This is a genomic window from Pseudomonas fildesensis, assembly GCF_001050345.1.
Lineage (GTDB): Bacteria > Pseudomonadota > Gammaproteobacteria > Pseudomonadales > Pseudomonadaceae > Aquipseudomonas > Aquipseudomonas fildesensis.
In genome coordinates this window covers 222,158-238,921 of the sequence record NZ_LFMW01000012.1, presented here as the reverse complement: position 1 = coordinate 238,921, position 16,764 = coordinate 222,158, and the positions used below count along the sequence as shown (strand labels likewise).

12 protein-coding genes and 1 pseudogene are annotated in these 16,764 nt (G+C 60.7%); 7 read left to right on the top strand and 6 right to left on the bottom strand.

Going from position 1 to position 16,764, the window contains the following annotated elements; genetic code table 11:
* Window positions 1-124: 124 nt before the first annotated feature.
* The gene (gene urtA / locus ACR52_RS18255; protein ID WP_048727271.1) at window positions 125-1,390 is read right to left on the bottom strand and encodes an urea ABC transporter substrate-binding protein; all 1,266 of its coding nucleotides are present in this window, start codon (window positions 1,388-1,390) and stop codon (window positions 125-127) included.
* 730 nt (window positions 1,391-2,120) lie between these two features.
* Here urtA and xerD point away from each other — a divergent pair.
* The 4 genes from xerD to thrC all read left to right on the top strand — a co-directional run bounded on the left by xerD (window position 2,121) and on the right by thrC (window position 6,862).
* Window positions 2,121-3,017, top strand: a complete 897-nt coding sequence (gene xerD, locus ACR52_RS18250; protein ID WP_048727268.1) for a site-specific tyrosine recombinase XerD — start codon at window positions 2,121-2,123, stop codon at window positions 3,015-3,017.
* Window positions 3,018-3,182: 165 nt separating this feature from the next.
* Window positions 3,183-3,914 carry a thioredoxin fold domain-containing protein gene (locus ACR52_RS18245; RefSeq protein WP_048727265.1) on the top strand — a complete coding sequence of 244 codons (732 nt, stop codon included), beginning with the start codon at window positions 3,183-3,185 and terminating at the stop codon, window positions 3,912-3,914.
* A gap of 129 nt (window positions 3,915-4,043) precedes the next feature.
* A complete protein-coding gene (locus ACR52_RS18240; RefSeq protein WP_048727261.1) occupies window positions 4,044-5,348 on the top strand; it encodes a homoserine dehydrogenase in 1,305 nt (434 codons plus the stop codon).
* Between the two features lie 104 nt (window positions 5,349-5,452).
* Window positions 5,453-6,862: a threonine synthase gene (gene thrC / locus ACR52_RS18235; protein WP_048727258.1), complete on the top strand. Its 1,410-nt coding sequence runs from the start codon at window positions 5,453-5,455 to the stop codon at window positions 6,860-6,862.
* Window positions 6,863-6,947: 85 nt separating this feature from the next.
* On the opposite strand, the gene ACR52_RS18230 is transcribed toward thrC, so the two are convergent.
* Window positions 6,948-7,169, bottom strand: a complete 222-nt coding sequence (locus tag ACR52_RS18230) for a hypothetical protein (protein WP_048727256.1) — start codon at window positions 7,167-7,169, stop codon at window positions 6,948-6,950.
* A 312-nt stretch (window positions 7,170-7,481) separates the two neighbouring features.
* Between ACR52_RS18230 and ACR52_RS18225 the strand changes: the two genes are divergently transcribed.
* Window positions 7,482-7,766, top strand: coding sequence for a DUF3509 domain-containing protein (locus ACR52_RS18225; protein WP_048727253.1), 285 nt, complete (start codon window positions 7,482-7,484; stop codon window positions 7,764-7,766).
* Between the two features lie 172 nt (window positions 7,767-7,938).
* On the opposite strand, the gene ACR52_RS18220 is transcribed toward ACR52_RS18225, so the two are convergent.
* Both ACR52_RS18220 and ACR52_RS18215 read right to left on the bottom strand, forming a co-directional pair.
* A complete protein-coding gene (locus ACR52_RS18220; RefSeq protein ID WP_048727247.1) occupies window positions 7,939-8,823 on the bottom strand; it encodes a TIGR02285 family protein in 885 nt (294 codons plus the stop codon).
* Window positions 8,823-10,022: pseudogene (locus ACR52_RS18215) on the bottom strand (CaiB/BaiF CoA transferase family protein). The gene ACR52_RS18220 and the pseudogene ACR52_RS18215 overlap by 1 nt, the downstream one beginning before the upstream one ends.
* 148 nt (window positions 10,023-10,170) lie before the next feature.
* Between ACR52_RS18215 and ACR52_RS18210 the strand changes: the two are divergent.
* Together ACR52_RS18210 and recJ are read left to right on the top strand one after the other, a co-directional pair.
* The gene (locus ACR52_RS18210) at window positions 10,171-10,713 is read left to right on the top strand and encodes a YaeQ family protein (RefSeq protein ID WP_048727244.1); all 543 of its coding nucleotides are present in this window, start codon (window positions 10,171-10,173) and stop codon (window positions 10,711-10,713) included.
* A 102-nt stretch (window positions 10,714-10,815) separates the two neighbouring features.
* On the top strand, window positions 10,816-12,525 hold the full coding sequence (gene recJ / locus ACR52_RS18205; RefSeq protein ID WP_048727242.1) for a single-stranded-DNA-specific exonuclease RecJ: 1,710 nt from the start codon (window positions 10,816-10,818) through the stop codon (window positions 12,523-12,525).
* A 135-nt stretch (window positions 12,526-12,660) separates the two neighbouring features.
* Here the strand turns inward: recJ and ACR52_RS18200 are convergent, their stop codons facing one another.
* Complete coding sequence (locus ACR52_RS18200) at window positions 12,661-13,947, bottom strand: virulence factor family protein (RefSeq protein WP_048727237.1); 1,287 nt, start codon at window positions 13,945-13,947, stop codon at window positions 12,661-12,663.
* Entirely contained in the window at window positions 13,947-16,589 is a 2,643-nt protein-coding gene (mprF, locus tag ACR52_RS18195; protein WP_048727234.1) for a bifunctional lysylphosphatidylglycerol flippase/synthetase MprF, read from the bottom strand. Before mprF ends, ACR52_RS18200 begins: the two co-directional genes overlap by 1 nt.
* Window positions 16,590-16,764 lie beyond the last annotated feature (175 nt).

Genomic DNA, 16,764 nt, shown 5'->3' with positions numbered 1-16,764 from the left:
TGGTTCCTATAGATCGTTCCCGCGCTCTGCGTGGGAATGCCGCCATGGACGCTCCGCGTCCGCTGTGTGACGCAGAGCGTCACGGGATGCATTCCCACGCAGAGCGTGGGAACGATCAGCGGCTTTAGTTGCTCTTCACGGCGTAGTCCGGCTTCTTGTCATTGCCAGGAATGTACGGGCTCCACGGCTGCGCGCGAATCGGCTCCTGGGTCTGCCACACCACCGAGAACTGACCGTCGGCCTGGATCTCGCCGATCATCACCGGCTTGTGCAGGTGGTGGTTGGTCTTGTCCATGGTCAGGGTAAAGCCCGACGGCGCGGCGAAGGTCTGGCCGGCCAGCGCTTCACGCACTTTGTCGACGTCGGTGGACTTGGCTTTCTCAGCGGCCTGCGCCCACATGTGGATGCCCACATAGGTGGCTTCCATTGGGTCGTTGGTCACGGCTTTATCTGCGCCCGGCAGGTTGTGTTTCTTGGCGTAGGCTTTCCAGTCAGCAACGAATTTGGTGTTCACCGGGTTCTCCACCGACTGGAAGTAGTTCCAGGCCGCGAGGTTACCCACCAGCGGTTTGGTGTCGATGCCGCGCAGTTCTTCTTCGCCCACCGAGAACGCTACCACCGGTACGTCGGTGGCTTTCAACCCCTGGTTGGCCAGCTCTTTATAGAACGGCACGTTGGAGTCGCCATTCACGGTGGAGACCACGGCGGTCTTGCCGCCGGCCGAGAATTTTTTGATGTTGGCGACGATGGTCTGGTAATCGGCATGACCGAACGGGGTGTAGACCTCTTCGATGTCTTTATCCGCTACGCCTTTGGCGTGCAGGAACGAACGCAGGATTTTATTGGTGGTGCGTGGGTACACATAGTCAGTGCCCAGCAGGAAGAAGCGTTTGGCGCTGCCACCTTCTTCGCTCATCAGGTATTCCACCGCCGGGATCGCCTGCTGGTTAGGCGCCGCACCGGTGTAGAACACGTTGGGCGACATTTCTTCGCCTTCGTATTGCACCGGGTAGAACAGCAGGCCGTTGAGTTCTTCGAACACCGGCAGTACCGATTTACGCGATACCGAAGTCCAGCAACCAAACACCACCGCGACCTTGTCCTGGGTCAACAACTGCCGGCCTTTCTCGGCGAACAGCGGCCAGTTCGAGGCCGGGTCGACGACCACCGGTTCGAGCATTTTGCCGTTCACGCCACCCTTGGAGTTGATCTCGTCGATGGTCATCAAGGCCATATCTTTGAGCGATGTTTCGGAAATCGCCATGGTCCCGGAGAGCGAGTGCAGGATGCCGACCTTAATCGTCTCGGCCGCCTGGACGGTCCAGGTCATGCCCATCGCGGCAATGCTTGCCGTGAGTGTGAAAGCCTTGAGCAAGTTACGACGCTTCATTGTGCGATCTCCATGAACCTGTTTTTAGAGGGCTAGATACGGACGCTGAAAGGGGTGTTTGCAAAGGCTGTGCCGAGGTGCGCGCAGGGCGTTTTCAGTGCAGTTGTGGCAAGGCGTGTCGTGCTTGATGCACTGATTTGGCGCGCCAGCAGGGCGGGTGGTGCGGCGGTTGCGCCGAAAGGGGGCTAGTGCGGGTAATGCCGATTAGTTAAGGGGGCGCACTGTACTTGTGGCGAGGGAGGTCCCACTACCTCTTCGACGTAGCGCTGTCGCGCAGCAAACTGGGACCTCTGTGGCGAGCGGGCTTGTCCCGCGTTGGGGTGCGAAGCGCCCCTGATGAAGACGAATGCGGTGTATCGGGCACTCCTCTGCGCCTGGTTTTGGGGCTGCTGCGCAGCCCAACGCGGGACAAGCCCGCTCGCCACAAGAATGCGCTCGCCTGAAATTGTTTATGCAAGACTCAAGACTTTAGGGTGAAATTTTAACCCTTTAAAATCAGTAAGTTATTTTAAGTTTGATAAGAGCTTGCTCCCGTTGGGCTGCGCAGCAGTCCTGAAACCTGCAACAGACGTCTTTCTGTTGGACCTCAATGGTCAATTAGGGCCGCTTCGCGCCCCGACGGGAGCAAGCTCCCTCGCCACAGGTTATTTTGCCTGCCTTCATTGATGTGTGGATGCCTATGCTGCGATAGGATCTACCCGACACCACCATTTTCCCTGCCTGAGCGCCTATGCCCGCCATTGACCACCCTCTGATCGACCGTTTCCTCGACGCCCTGTGGCTGGAAAAAGGCCTGTCTGACAACACCCGCCAGGCATATCGCAGTGACCTGGCCCTGTTCAATGGCTGGTTGCAGGAAAAAAACCTCGAACTGATCAACGCTGGCCGCGAGCTGATCCTGGATCACCTGGCCTGGCGCCTGGAGCAGAATTACAAGCCGCGCTCCACGGCCCGATTTCTCTCCGGCGTGCGTGGCTTTTATCGCTACCTGCTGCGCGAAAAGCTGATCGCCCTCGACCCCACCCTGCAGGTCGACATGCCGCAACTTGGCAGGCCATTGCCCAAATCCCTGTCGGAAGCCGACGTCGATGCCTTGCTCTCCGCGCCTGATCTGAGCGAGGCCATCGGCCAGCGTGATCGCGCGATGCTGGAAGTGCTGTACGCCTGTGGCCTGCGGGTGACCGAGCTGATCAGCCTGACGCTGGAGCAAGTCAACCTGCGCCAGGGCGTGTTGAGGGTGATGGGCAAGGGCAGCAAGGAGCGACTGGTGCCGATGGGCGAGGAGGCGATTGTGTGGGTTGAGCGCTATATGCGCGATGCCCGCGGAGAACTGCTCGGTGGGCGCCCCAGCGATGTGCTGTTCCCCAGCCAACGCGGCGAGCAGATGACTCGCCAGACGTTCTGGCACCGCATCAAGCACCAGGCCAAGGTCGCCGGGATCGGCAAGAGCCTCTCGCCTCACACGTTGCGCCATGCGTTTGCCACCCATTTGCTCAACCATGGGGCGGATTTGCGTGTGGTGCAAATGCTGCTCGGACACAGCGACTTGTCTACCACCCAGATCTACACCCATGTGGCGCGGGCACGCTTGCAGGATATGCACGCCAAGCACCATCCTCGCGGCTGAGATCTGTCTGTAAATGGCCAATTTATCCCGCCACGGGCTGCCCTGCGGCCCAACTGTGGTAGGCTTTGCCGGTTAGCAAAGGGGACGGCCAGACTTGTGTTTACAGGCCCGTGTTTCCAGATCGGTGTTCCGCACCCGTCCCTGCATCTGCCTTCAGGAGTTCCCATGCGCTTGACCCAGATTATTGCCGCCGCAGCCATTGCGTTGGTTTCCACTTTTGTCGTCGCCGATGACGCCGCCGAGCAGACCATTCGCAAGAGCCTGGCCAACCTGCAGCTCGACACGCCGATCGAAAGCATCAGCGCCAGCCCGATGGCCGGCCTGTACGAAGTCAAGCTCAAGGGCAGCCGCGTGCTGTACGCCAGTGCCGATGGCCAGTACATCGTCCAGGGCTACCTGTTCCAGTTGAAAGACGGCAAGCCGGTCAACCTGACCGAGAAAGCCGAGCGCCTGGGCGTGTCCAGGCTGATCAACGGTATTCCGGTGGCTGAAACCGTGGTTTATCCGGCCATCGGCGAAACCAAGACCCACATTACCGTCTTTACCGACACCACCTGCCCGTACTGCCACAAGCTGCACGCCGAAGTGCCTGCGCTGAACAAGCTGGGCATCGAAGTGCGCTACGTAGCGTTCCCGCGTCAGGGCCTGGGCTCGCCGGGTGATGAGCAGTTGCAAGCCGTCTGGTGTGCGGCCGACAAGAAAGCGGCCATGGACAAGATGGTCGACGGCAAGGAAATCAAGTCGGCCAAATGCGCCAACCCGGTTTCCAAGCAGTTCGCCCTCGGCCAGTCCATCGGCGTGAACGGTACACCGGCTATCGTTTTGGCTGACGGCCAGGTGATTCCGGGCTACCAGCCGGCACCACAAGTTGCCAAACTGGCGCTGAGTGCCAAATAAACCAGCATCGTCGAACCTTTGACGATCATGGCCCGCTGACAGATCAACGGGTTATTAATTGAAAGCCGCAGTTGTGCGGCTGTTTTCCACGGCCGACCTTGCGTCGGCCGTTTCATGGGGAGTTCTTCAGTGAAACCGGTCAAAGTAGGCATCTGTGGGTTAGGGACCGTCGGTGGCGGCACCTTCAACGTACTTCAGCGTAACGCTGAAGAAATTTCCCGCCGTGCAGGGCGCGGGATTGAAGTGGCGCAAATTGCCACGCGTTCGCCAAAGCCTCAGTTCCAAACGACCGGTATTGCGATTACCAACGATGTCTTCGAAGTCGCCACCAACCCTGAGATCGATATCGTCATCGAGCTGGTAGGCGGCTACACCATCGCCCGTGAGCTGGTGCTCAAGGCCATCGAAAACGGCAAGCACGTGGTCACCGCCAACAAGGCGCTGATCGCCGTGCACGGCAACGAGATCTTCGCCAAGGCCCGCGAAAAGGGCGTGATCGTTGCGTTCGAAGCCGCCGTGGCCGGTGGTATCCCGGTGATCAAGGCGATCCGTGAAGGCCTCTCGGCCAACCGTATCAACTGGGTGGCCGGCATCATCAACGGCACCGGTAACTTCATCCTCACCGAAATGCGCGAGAAGGGCCGTACCTTCGAAGACGTGTTGGCCGAAGCCCAGGCCCTGGGTTACGCCGAAGCCGACCCGACGTTTGACGTCGAAGGCATCGATGCAGCCCACAAGCTGACCATCCTGGCGTCCATCGCGTTTGGTATCCCGCTGCAGTTCGACAAGGCCTACACCGAAGGCATCACCAAGCTGACCACCGCTGACGTGAACTACGCTGAAGCCCTGGGCTACCGCATCAAGCACCTCGGTGTGGCGCGCAGCACCCCGGCCGGTATCGAGCTGCGTGTGCACCCGACGCTGATCCCGGCCGACCGCCTGATCGCCAACGTCAACGGCGTGATGAACGCCGTGATGGTCAATGGTGACGCCGCCGGTTCGACCCTGTTCTACGGCGCCGGCGCCGGCATGGAGCCGACCGCTTCGTCGGTGATCGCCGACCTGGTGGACGTGGTTCGCGCCATGACCAGCGACCCGGAAAACCGCGTACCGCACCTGGCCTTCCAGCCGGACTCTCTGTCGGCCCACCCGATTTTGCCGATCGAAGCCTGCGAAAGTGCCTACTACCTGCGCATCCAGGCCAAGGACCATCCGGGCGTGTTGGCCCAGGTGGCCAGCATCCTGTCGGAGCGCGGTATCAACATCGAGTCGATCATGCAGAAGGAAGTCGAGGAACAAGACGGCCTGGTGCCGATGATCCTGCTGACCCATCGCGTGCTTGAGCAGCACATCAACGATGCCATCGCCGCGCTTGAAGCGTTGCAGGGCGTCGTTGGACCGGTGGTGCGGATTCGCGTCGAACATCTTAATTAACGCAGCTGCGAGCTATCAGCCACAAGCTGCAAGTAAAAGCCGAGGCGCTTTTAACTTGTAGCTTGCAGCTTGAAGCTTGAAGCCCAAACCGAAGGTTTGCTTTTATGCGCTACATCAGCACCCGCGGCCAGGCACCGGCCCTGAACTTCGAAGACGTCCTGCTGGCAGGCCTTGCCACTGACGGCGGCCTGTATGTGCCGGAAAACCTGCCACGCTTTACCCAGGAAGAAATCGCTTCCTGGGCCGGCTTGCCGTACCACGAGCTGGCGTTCCGGGTCATGCGCCCGTTCGTCACCGGAAGCATCCCGGATGCCGACTTCAAGAAAATTCTGGAAGAGACCTACGGCGTCTTCTCCCACAGCGCCATCGCCCCGTTGCGCCAATTGAACGGCAACGAATGGGTGCTGGAACTGTTCCACGGCCCGACTCTTGCGTTCAAGGACTTCGCCCTGCAACTGCTGGGTCGTCTGCTCGATTACGTGCTGGAGAAGCGCGGCGAGCGCGTGGTGATCATCGGCGCTACTTCTGGTGATACCGGCTCGGCGGCCATCGAAGGTTGCAAGCATTGCGAAAATGTCGACATCTTCATCCTGCACCCGCACAAGCGTGTGTCGGAAGTGCAGCGTCGGCAGATGACCACTATCTTCGGTGAGAACATCCACAACATCGCCATCGAAGGCAACTTCGATGACTGCCAGGAAATGGTCAAGAACAGCTTCGCTGACCAGAGCTTCCTCAAGGGCACGCGTCTGGTCGCGGTGAACTCGATCAACTGGGCGCGGATCATGGCCCAGATCGTCTACTACTTCCACGCCTCCCTGCAGTTGGGTGGCCCGGCACGTTCGGTGTCTTTCTCGGTGCCAACCGGCAACTTCGGCGACATCTTTGCCGGTTACCTGGCACGCAACATGGGCCTGCCGATCAACCAACTGATCGTCGCCACCAACCGCAACGACATCCTGCACCGCTTCATGAGCGGCAACCAGTACGTCAAGGAAACCCTGCACGCCACGCTGTCGCCGTCGATGGATATCATGGTGTCGTCGAACTTCGAACGCCTGCTGTTCGACATGCACGGTCGCAACGGCGCAGCACTGGCCGGCCTTATGGATAGCTTCAAACAAGGTGGCGGTTTCAGCGTCGAGCAAGAGCGTTGGACCGAAACCCGCAAGCTGTTCGACTCCCTCGCCGTGGACGATGCACAGACTTGCGAAACCATCGCTGAAGTCTATGCCCAGACCGGCGAGCTGCTCGACCCGCACACCGCCATTGGCGTCAAGGCCGCGCGCGAATGCCGCCGCAGCCTGGACATTCCGATGGTGATCCTCGGTACCGCGCACCCGGTCAAATTCCCGGAAGCGGTGGAGAAGGCGGGTGTTGGCAAGGCGCTGGAGCTGCCGGAGCACTTGGCAGACCTGTTTGAGCGTGAAGAGCGCTGCACCGTGTTGCCTAATGACCTGAAGGCGATGCAGGCGTTTGTCAGCCGGCATGGGAATCGTGGTAAGCCTTTGTAAGGCGAACTGCGCAGACAAAAACGCCGCTTTCCCTTCCCTGGGTCAGCGGCGTTTTCGTTTTTGGCACTCCCCGCAGCGTGCTGGGCTAAACGAGCAATTTAATGGCTATCCCGGTGACTGAAGCAACAGTTGCGACGACGGCCATTGCTACGCCCATGGGATACCAGAAAGTCTCGCAGGTTATCTTCAGGGATTCGGCGTGGAGTTTGTTTTGCTCTGCATTCATGCGTGCTATCTCAGCAAGAATACGGGATACCTCGGCGTTCATTCTGTCTGTCGTCGTATGGTGTTCATTGTGTTCCTCCATCGTATTTATCCTTCGCAATAGGGCCTTTAACATGCGCTTTTATCTGCGTAGCAGCGTACCCAGCGCTCGCCGAGTATAGGATTCACTTCAGGTCCCAGCCGTCGACGAACCCCAAAACAGCAACCCATTGCGTAAGCAGTTATGTGCCGCCGTTTTTTCGTTGTCATGTTGCAAGCGCATGCTGTTCCAAGTCACTCCCCCACGGCCGCATAAAGACGAAAAAGCGAACTTTCCTACGCAACAACCAGTCACTTAGGATAGATGCAGCTCCCGTTGAAACGATTGTTCCCGAACTATTGAGTGGTGATCGAGATGGAAAGTATCAGCCTATTGCTCGAAGAAGCATTGAGCCCCTATCAGGTTACGCTGACCACCTCTGGTGCGCAGGGCGAGTGCCTGGTGACCGTTAAGAATCCTGCGGGCGCGATCATGGTCGAGCGTGAAGTCGACCGCGCGCAATTGACCGACAAGCGCGTGCTGGTGGATGTGGTGGATTGCCTGTTGCGCGACCTAAAAATCGCCGAAGGCCGCCTGGAACCCTCGGTCATCGCGGCTTTACGCAACGCTGCCCAGACCCGCAGCGCCGCCCTGGCATGAAGAATTATTTATCTCAGGAACCTTCCTACACCATGGCCGGTCAGATTTTTTAACAGCAAGAGCAAACATTGTGCTCCGGTGTTTGTGGCTTGCTGTACTGGTCTTTTTTTAGACCACGTTTAACCCCGAGTCGTCTCCCCACTTCTCGGGGTTTCTTTTTGTCCGCGATTTGTCAGGGCTCGGCCGAGTCCTGGAAAAAACTCGGGTTATCGTGCAGGTAGTGCTCGCGCGTGGCGGGGTCCAGCCACGACGCATAGGACTGCTGCGCTTGCGTCTGAGGTGTGTCGCGCAGCAGTTGATTGATTCGTTCGATGGCCTGGCGGCCCTGGGCGGTATTCGAACAACCAATATACGTGCGTTGGTACGGCATGGAGCCTTTGATCGGGAAGAACACCAGGTCCTGGGGATCAATGCCCTGTTGCATGGCGTGATAACGGATCTCTGTCCAGTAACCCAATACCGCTTCCAGTCGGCCAAGCCGCTGCATCTGCAGCAAGCTGCCCAGGGCGTCGTTGCCGTAATGGAGTGCCAGCGTGTGAGGGTCGGCGTGTTTGAGCTGTTCATCGATGACAGGACCGTAGCTGCGTTCGGCCGTAGCACCGAGGCGTGTGTTGTGAGCCTCGAGAAAAGCCGGCAGATCGAACTGGTCCTCGACGATAAAGGGCGCCATCACGTCCTGTTGGCTCCGGCGGATCATCACCCCATTGCTGACCACTACAAATGCCTGTGTCGAAAACACCACGTACTTTGCCCGCTCCGATGTCCACAGCAGCGAGGGGTCGCAGGTGAAAGAAGGTTCGCGCATCATCTGTGTGCCCCGGGCGCGGTTAACGTGCAGGACCTGATGTCGATACTCCGGCAGGTGCTCGATGAGGATGGGCAGCAGTTGGTCCACCGCCCCCTGGCCTTTCTGCGGCCCTTCGAAAATGGTCAGTGGCGGCAAGTCGCGCAGTAACCAGATCAGCGTGTCCTCGGCACTGGCCGACAGCGGCCAGTCGCCGACCATCACAGCGACGACAAAGAGGTGAGCGAACCAGCGCCTGCCGCGACGAGCCATCAGATCGCGCCATCCTCACGCAAGCGGGTGATTGCCAGGGCGTCATACCCCAGTTCATTGAGCAACGCGTTGTTGTGTTCACCCAGTTGCGGCCCGACCCATTCGCAACTGCCCGGCGTGTCCGACAACTTGGGTACGATGCCCGGCATCTTGAAGTCCTTGCCACCGGGCAGCTGCGCCTTGAGGAACATTTCGCGGGCCAGGAATTGTGGGTCCCCCAGCATGTCCTCGGCACTGTAGATCCGGCTGGCAGGCACCTCGGCCTTGTTGAGTTGCTCCACCACCTGCTCCAGCGGCAAGGTGTTAACCCAGCGATCAATCACCCCGTAAAGCTCATCGCGACGACCATCACGCCCGTCGTTACTGGCCAGCTCGGGATCGTTGGCCAGGTCTTCACGGCCGATCGCCGACATGAAGCGCTTGAAGATTGCATCGCCATTGGCCCCAATCTGCACATGCTTGCCGTCAGCGCTGGTGTGGATTGAAGACGGCGTAATGCCAGGCATGATGTTGCCGGTGCGTTCGCGAATAAACCCGAACACGTCGAACTCGGGGATCATGCTTTCCATCATGGCGAAGATGGCTTCATACAACGCCACATCCACCACCTGGCCTACACCACCGTTGACCTCGCGGTGCCGCAACGCCATCAGTGCACCGATCACCGCCCACAAGGCTGCAATGGAGTCGCCAATAGAAATCCCGGTGCGCACTGGCGGGCGGTCCTCGAAGCCGGTGATATAGCGCAACCCGCCCATGGATTCTCACACCGCACCAAACCCCGGCTGGTCTTTCATTGGCCCCGTCTGGCCAAAGCCCGAGAGGCGCACCATCACCAATTTCGGGTTGAGTGCGTGCAAGGTTTCCCAGCTCAGGCCGAGCTTTTCCAGCACGCCGGGGCGGAAGTTCTCGATGAGGATGTCGGCGTCCGCCAGCAACTGCTTGAGAATCGCCAGGCCGTCCGGGTGCTTGAGGTTCAGCGTCAGCGACTTCTTGTTACGCGCCTGCACAAACCACCACAGTGAAGTGCCTTCATACAATTTGCGCCATTTGCGCAGGGGGTCGCCGCCGTCCGGGGATTCGACCTTGATCACGTCGGCGCCGAACTCGGCGCAGATGCGTGAGGCGAACGGGCCGGCGATCAGGGTGCCGAGTTCGATGACTTTCAGGCCGGCAAGCGGTTTGGCATTAAACGACATGAGGATCCTTTCAAGCGCAGGGCAAGGGTATGAAGCCTTGTAACATAGGCGAGCGGCCCAGGGATAAGGGTGATGCAGCGCAGGATTCGTTGAATGACCTCGCCATCGGTTAGACTGGCCGCCTTTCCCAGTCTCTAGAAGCCCGTTCATGGCCCAGCCGTCCACGACCTACAAATTCGAACTCAACCTCACCGACCTCGACCGTTCGGTGTACGAGAGCGTTAAACAGACCATTGCCCGTCACCCTTCGGAAACCGAAGAGCGCATGACCGTACGCCTGCTGGCCTACGCCCTGTTTTACAACGAGCAGTTGGCTTTTGGTCGTGGTCTATCAGATGTAGACGAACCAGCCCTGTGGGAAAAAAGCCTGGATGATCGGGTTCTGCACTGGATTGAAGTCGGCCAGCCCGATGCCGACCGCCTGACCTGGTGCTCGCGTCGCACCGAGCGCACCACCTTGCTGGCTTATGGCAGCTTGCGCGTGTGGGAGGGCAAAGTGGTGCCGGTGGCTAAGAACCTGAAAAACGTGCACATCGCCGCCGTGCCTCAGGAAATCCTTGAGACCCTGGCCAAGGACATGCCCCGCGTCATCAAGTGGGACGTAATGATCAGCGAAGGCACGATCTTCGTCACTGATGACCGTGGCCAGCATGAAGTGCAGCTGGATTGGCTGGTTGGCGAACGCGATTGAATTGAAGCAGCTTCAAGCCACTAGCTTTTAGCTACAAGCTTGAAGCTTGAAGCTTGAAGCTTGCCACTTACATTTCCCCTACAGAGAACTCCCCACCGTCCCATGCGTATCGATCCCCGCCCGTTGCCCGCTGTCCTGCCGTTTCTCGGTGAATTGCCACCGCTGTTGACCCGTCTCTACGCCGCGCGCGGGGTGCAGTCCGAGGCCGAGCTGGACAAGAGCCTGGCACGGTTGATTCCCTATCAGCAGCTCAAGGGTATCGATGCGGCCGTGGACTTGCTGGTGACGGCCCTGGAGCAGCGCCAGCGCATCCTGATCGTCGGCGACTTCGATGCCGATGGCGCCACTGCCAGCACCGTGGGCACCCTGGGTCTGCGTTTGCTCGGTGCGGCCCATGTCGACTACCTGGTGCCCAACCGGTTTGAATACGGCTACGGCCTGACCCCGGAAATCGTCGCCGTGGCGCTGCAGCGCGAGCCGCAGCTGCTGATCACCGTGGACAACGGCATCTCCAGCGTCGAAGGCGTCGCGGCGGCGAAAGCGGCGGGGCTGCAGGTGCTGGTCACCGATCACCACTTGCCGGGGGATGAGTTGCCGGCAGCGGACGCTATCGTCAACCCAAACCAGCCCGGCTGCGAGTTCCCGAGCAAGGCCCTGGCCGGTGTCGGCGTGATCTTCTACGTGCTGATGGCCCTTCGCGCGCGTTTGCGCAGCCTGGGCTGGTACGACAACAAACCGCAGCCGAACATCGGCGAATTGCTCGACCTGGTGGCCCTCGGCAGCGTCGCCGACGTGGTGCCCTTGGACGCCAACAACCGCATTCTGGTGCATCAGGGCCTGGAACGGATTCGCGCCGGTCGCGCCCGGCCCGGGATCAAGGCGATCCTCGAAGTGGCCAAGCGCGATCACGCCCGCATTACCTCCACCGACCTCGGCTTTATTCTCGGGCCTCGGCTCAACGCTGCGGGCCGCCTGGATGACATGAGCCTGGGCATCGAATGCCTGCTCACCACGGATTTCGCCGCCGCGCGGGAAATGGCCGCGCAACTGGACGGCATGAACCAGGACCGCAAATCCATCGAACAAGGTATGCAGCGCGAGGCCCTGGCCCAGCTCAAGGACTTGCCGGTGGAGTCGATGCCCTACGGCTTGTGCCTGTTCGACCCGGAGTGGCACCAGGGCGTGATCGGGATTCTGGCGTCGCGCATGAAAGAGCGTTATTTCCGCCCGACCATCGCCTTTGCCGATGCCGGTGATGGCCTGCTCAAGGGCTCTGGACGCTCCGTGGCGGGTTTTCACATCCGTGATGCCCTGGCGGTGGTTGCGAGCCAGCATCCCAACCTGATCGCCAAGTACGGTGGCCACGCCATGGCGGCGGGGCTGACGCTGCCCGAGGCGAATTTCCCACTGTTCGCCGAAGCCTTTGATGCCGAAGTGCGTCGGCAACTTCGCGAAGAAGACCTCACCGGCCGCCTACTGTCCGACGGCACCCTGGCGGTGGAAGAGTTTCACCTGGAACTGGCCCGCGCGCTGCGCCATGCCGGCCCGTGGGGGCAACACTTCCCCGAGCCGTTGTTTCACGGTGTGTTCCAGTTGGTGGAGCAGCGCGTGGTGGGGGAGCGGCACCTGAAGGTGGTGCTCAAGACGGAGTGCGGGTCTGTGAAGCTCGATGGCATTGCGTTTGGGGTAGACCGTGAGGTCTGGCCGAACCCGACGGTGCGTTGGGTGGAATTGGCCTACAAGCTGGACGTGAACGAGTTCCGTGGGCAGGAAACCGTGCAGTTGATGATTGCGCATATCGAACCGCGCTAATTGAGCCATACCGCAAAACAAAATGCGGGAGGGGGCTTGCTCCCGATAGCAAAGTGTCAGTCAAGGATGCTGTGACTGATCCACCGCTATCGGGAGCAAGCCCCCTCCCACAGTTTTTTTGCATACAGCCCGAGATTACTCGGCTTTATCCTTGGCCTGATGCTTCTCGATGATATCCACCAAACGCTTCGCCAGCGCCGGGTAGTTCTCGTCGAAGTGATGCCCGCCTGGCAGCTTGATCGCTTCGCCCACGGCGGTCTTCTCGGTGCAGCCGCTCTCGTCGACTTCTTCCGCGCCGTAGATGCACACCACCTTGTCTGCCGGCAGCTTGGCCATTTCCGGACCGGTCGCCGCTTCCTTGCCGGCATTGCCGAGCCAGCCTTCCACTTCGATCTCAAAGCTGCCGGTGCGGGCGAAGGCCAGCAGGATGATAGCGTCGACCCGTTGCTGTTCGTTTTCCGGCATGCGGTTGTAGATCGCCGGCAGCACGTCGGCGCCGAACGAATAACCGGTCAGCACGAAACGCTTGGTGCCCCACTTCTGCCGGTAGTGCTGCATCAGCTCGCTGAGGTCTTTGGCGCTTTGTTCCGGGGTCTTGTGCTGCCAGTAGTAGCGCAGGGTGTCGATGCCGACCACCGGGTAGCCGATCTTGGCCATTTCGCCGGCCACGTCGCGGTCCAGGTCGCGCCAGCCGCCGTCACCGGAGAGGAACAAGGTGACGGTGTCCTTGGCTTGGCCTGCGGGAACTTCGACCACAGGAATCGCCAGGCCGCCGTTGTCCGAGCCGACCAGTTGCTTGCGCAGCTCGTTGTTCAGCACTTGCGGGTAGTGAATGTCGTAATCGCTGATGCTGGTGGTTGCGCGCGGGGTGTCGCGTACGAAACTGGCGCTTTCGTCGTCAGGGTTGTCGTTCCACGCCACCAGCCAATTGCCATGTGCGGCGGTTTTCGGCAGCGGGTCCTTGCAGCCCTCCTGCACCAGGGCGAAGCCGACGGAAATGGCGTTGGCCTTGTCGTCGTTCTGTGTGGCCAGCCAGCGCCAGGCGAGCGCAGCGCCAGGGCCGATGCCGCTAACCAGCGTCGCCGGGCCCTTGAGCTGGCCCAGGGCGCTTTGCAGCGATTGTTCCTGCAGCTTGCAGTCATCCTTGGGCAGGATCACCTGAACGATTTGTGCCTTGCCGCCCTGGCTCAGGGCGATCAGTTGGCTGTCGGTCAGGATTTCATCGGCCATCACCGCTACGGCCACCCGGGCTTTGGGTGTGCCGGCGGGCGTCACGCGGGTCATCACCGAACCGTCCGCCTGGGGCAGTTGCTCCAGGGTCGGCTGTGGGGCAGGGCGGTTCCAGTACCAATAGCCGCCACCCACGACCAGGGCGAGCAGCACTACAAAGGCCAATACATACCGCCACGAGCGTCGAATCATCAGCGTTTCACCAATCCAGTCAGGCCACCCGCGATCAGGGCGGCGGTATCGGCCAGTGCCACCAGCGGATCAAGTCCTGCGGGCACGGCCATGTAACGGGGTTCCCAGTCAGGCTGGAACTTGTCTTTGAAGCGGCGCAAGCCTTGGAAGTTATACAGTTGCTCGCCGCGGCGGAAAACCATCGAGCCCAGGCGTTGGGTCAGCGGTGCGCCACGTCGCGGTTGCAGGCCCGACAACGGCACCATGCCGAGGCTGAAGCGGGCGTAGCCGTGATTCTTATAGTGTTGAATCAGGCCGACCATCATGAACTCCATGGTCAGCTTCGGCGCGTCCGGGTGGGCACGCATCAGGTCGAGACTGGCCAGGTCGTGGTTGTAGGTCTCGAGCAGGTTGGCGAAGGCTACCGGGTGCCCTTCGAAGCGAATGATCGCGATGCGAAAGTGCTTGAGGTAGTCGTCGCTGAATCGTCCCAGGGAAAAGCCTTTTTCCCGCACGTTCTTGCCGGTCAGCCAGGCATCGGAGATGACTTTGAGCTCATCCATCGGCGCCGTGCCCGGTTCATGGATCTCCAGGGACAGGCCGTCCCGGGTGCCACGGTTCCAGGTATAGCGCAGGTCTTTCATCTCTTTGCCCTTGGCTTCCAGGTCAAAGCGTTTCAGGTCGACGCGGGCTTCTTCGCCCAGCTTGATCGCGGTGAGGCCGATGTCCATGTAGTACGGCAGGTTCTCGGCCCGTACCTGGTAGAACACCGGGCGCGCGTGGTGGATGTCGCACAGGTCGCGGAACTGCCAGATCATCTCGGCCCGTGGTTGGGTCGGCCCGATCGGGTCGTACAAGGCAACCAGGCTGCGCCCGCGACGGGCGTACATCAAGAAGGCTTCATCGTTGGGATGGAACAGCAGCGCTTTGTCACCGGTCAGCGCCAGGCCGCCGTCGGGCTGTGACGAAGCCATCAGGATCTTGGTGGCGCGTTCCAGTTCGTCCGGGGTTGGCAGGTGGATGACCGGGCGTGCAGTGCGCAGCAGCCAGGTCAGCGACACGATCACCAGCAGCACCGCGGCACCCAGCAGCGAGCGCAGGCCGCGCGGAGCGTTGGCGTCGAGGGTGAACTGCCACCAGAGTTGGTGGCTGTAAGGCACGTCCTGATAAGCGAACAGCAGCAGCCAGATGGAGGCACCGAGTACGCAGACACTGGCCACCAGGTACAGCGGCGAGAAGGGCAGTTCGGTCAAGCGGCTGGCGCGGTAGAACGAGCGTCGGAAGATCGCCAGCAGCACCGCGGTCAGGGTCATCAGGCTGGCTTCTTCCCAGTCGAAACCTTTGAGCAACGAGAGCAGGGCGCCGGTCAGCAGCAGCACCATGGTGAGCATCCAGGCGGCCGACAGGCGACGACGCAGGCCCTGGGCCAGCAACAGGCACAACACGCCGATCAGGCTGGCACCAAAGTGCGAAGCGTCAATCAGGCGGTGGGGAATCAGGAAGCCGATGTTTTCCAGGCGTGAGTCGATTTCTGGCGTGGCGCCGGAAAACAGCAGGACCACGCCTGACAAAAAAACCAGCACGGCCAGCACTGGCGCCGCCAGGCCCGAGGCAACCCGCAGGCTCTGCTGGGTCTGGAACAGGCGCTGGGCCTCGTTGACCAGCAGGAACACGCAGGCGATCAGCAGTGGCAACACCACGTAGATCATGCGGTACAGCAGCAGGGCGGCGGCCAATGGCGCGGCGCCGAGTTTGTCGGCAAACGCGGCCAGCAGGATCGCCTCGAATACCCCAACGCCACCCGGCACATGACTGAGTACGCCAGCCGCCAGGGCCAGCAGGTAAACCAGCAGGAACGGGCCGAAGGGCGGCGCTTCCGGCAGCAGCATATAAAGGACGGTGGCGGCAGCGGCGACGTCCAGTGCGGTGATGATCAGTTGCAGCAAGGTCAGGCGTCGGCCGGGCAGGCGCAGGGTGCGGCGCCCGGCCTTGACCAGCAGGTTGTCCGGGTAAGGTTGTTCGGGCAGGCGGCGGCGATAAATGCCGATGCACAGCACGACCGACAGCAGCAACACGGCGCCGGCGATGCCGCCGAGCAAACCTTGGGATACATGCAGGGCGGACGACGCTGCCGGCAAGTTGCTCAGCGTTGCCAGGGCGGCCAGCGGCGGCAGGGCGCAGCCCAGGGCGAGGCTGGCGAACACCGTCATGCGGGCGACTTCCGAAGCCCCGATGCCGTGGCGTGCATATAAACGGTAGCGCACCGAACCACCGGAGAGCATCGATAGGCCAATGGCGTTGCCGATGGCAAAGGCAGTAAAACCACCGAGGGCCAGGGTTTTGGCGGGCAGTTTCACCCCGGCAAAGCGTGCGCCGGAAAACTCATAGCCCAAGAGAATGATGAAACCGGCAACTGCAGCGGCGAACGCTCCCAGCAAGGCGGGCTTGGGCACTTCCAGAATCGAGTCGTGGAGAGCGTAGAGATCCAGTTCCAGCAGCAGGTGCCGGCAGGCGATCAGGGCGATTGCGAACAGCAACAGAGTCACGGCCAGCCCGATGGGTTGACGGTACTTGCTCAACAGATCCAGCCAGCGCAAACGGGTGGGAGTGATCGGTTGTGTCGCTGTGACGGTGTCTTGTGGTTCAGACGAGTTGGCGCGCATCAATCACCTCGTGGATTGTGCGCGACAGGATGGGGGTATCCAGCCAAGTTACCAATCCCTATGGACAAAATAATTACAAATATTAACGCGTATCACCGGGTGCGGCGACAGCGGCCATTGGTCGTAGAGGATTAAGCATAGCGTGCGATGAGATGGACTCTACAAACCGTGTACG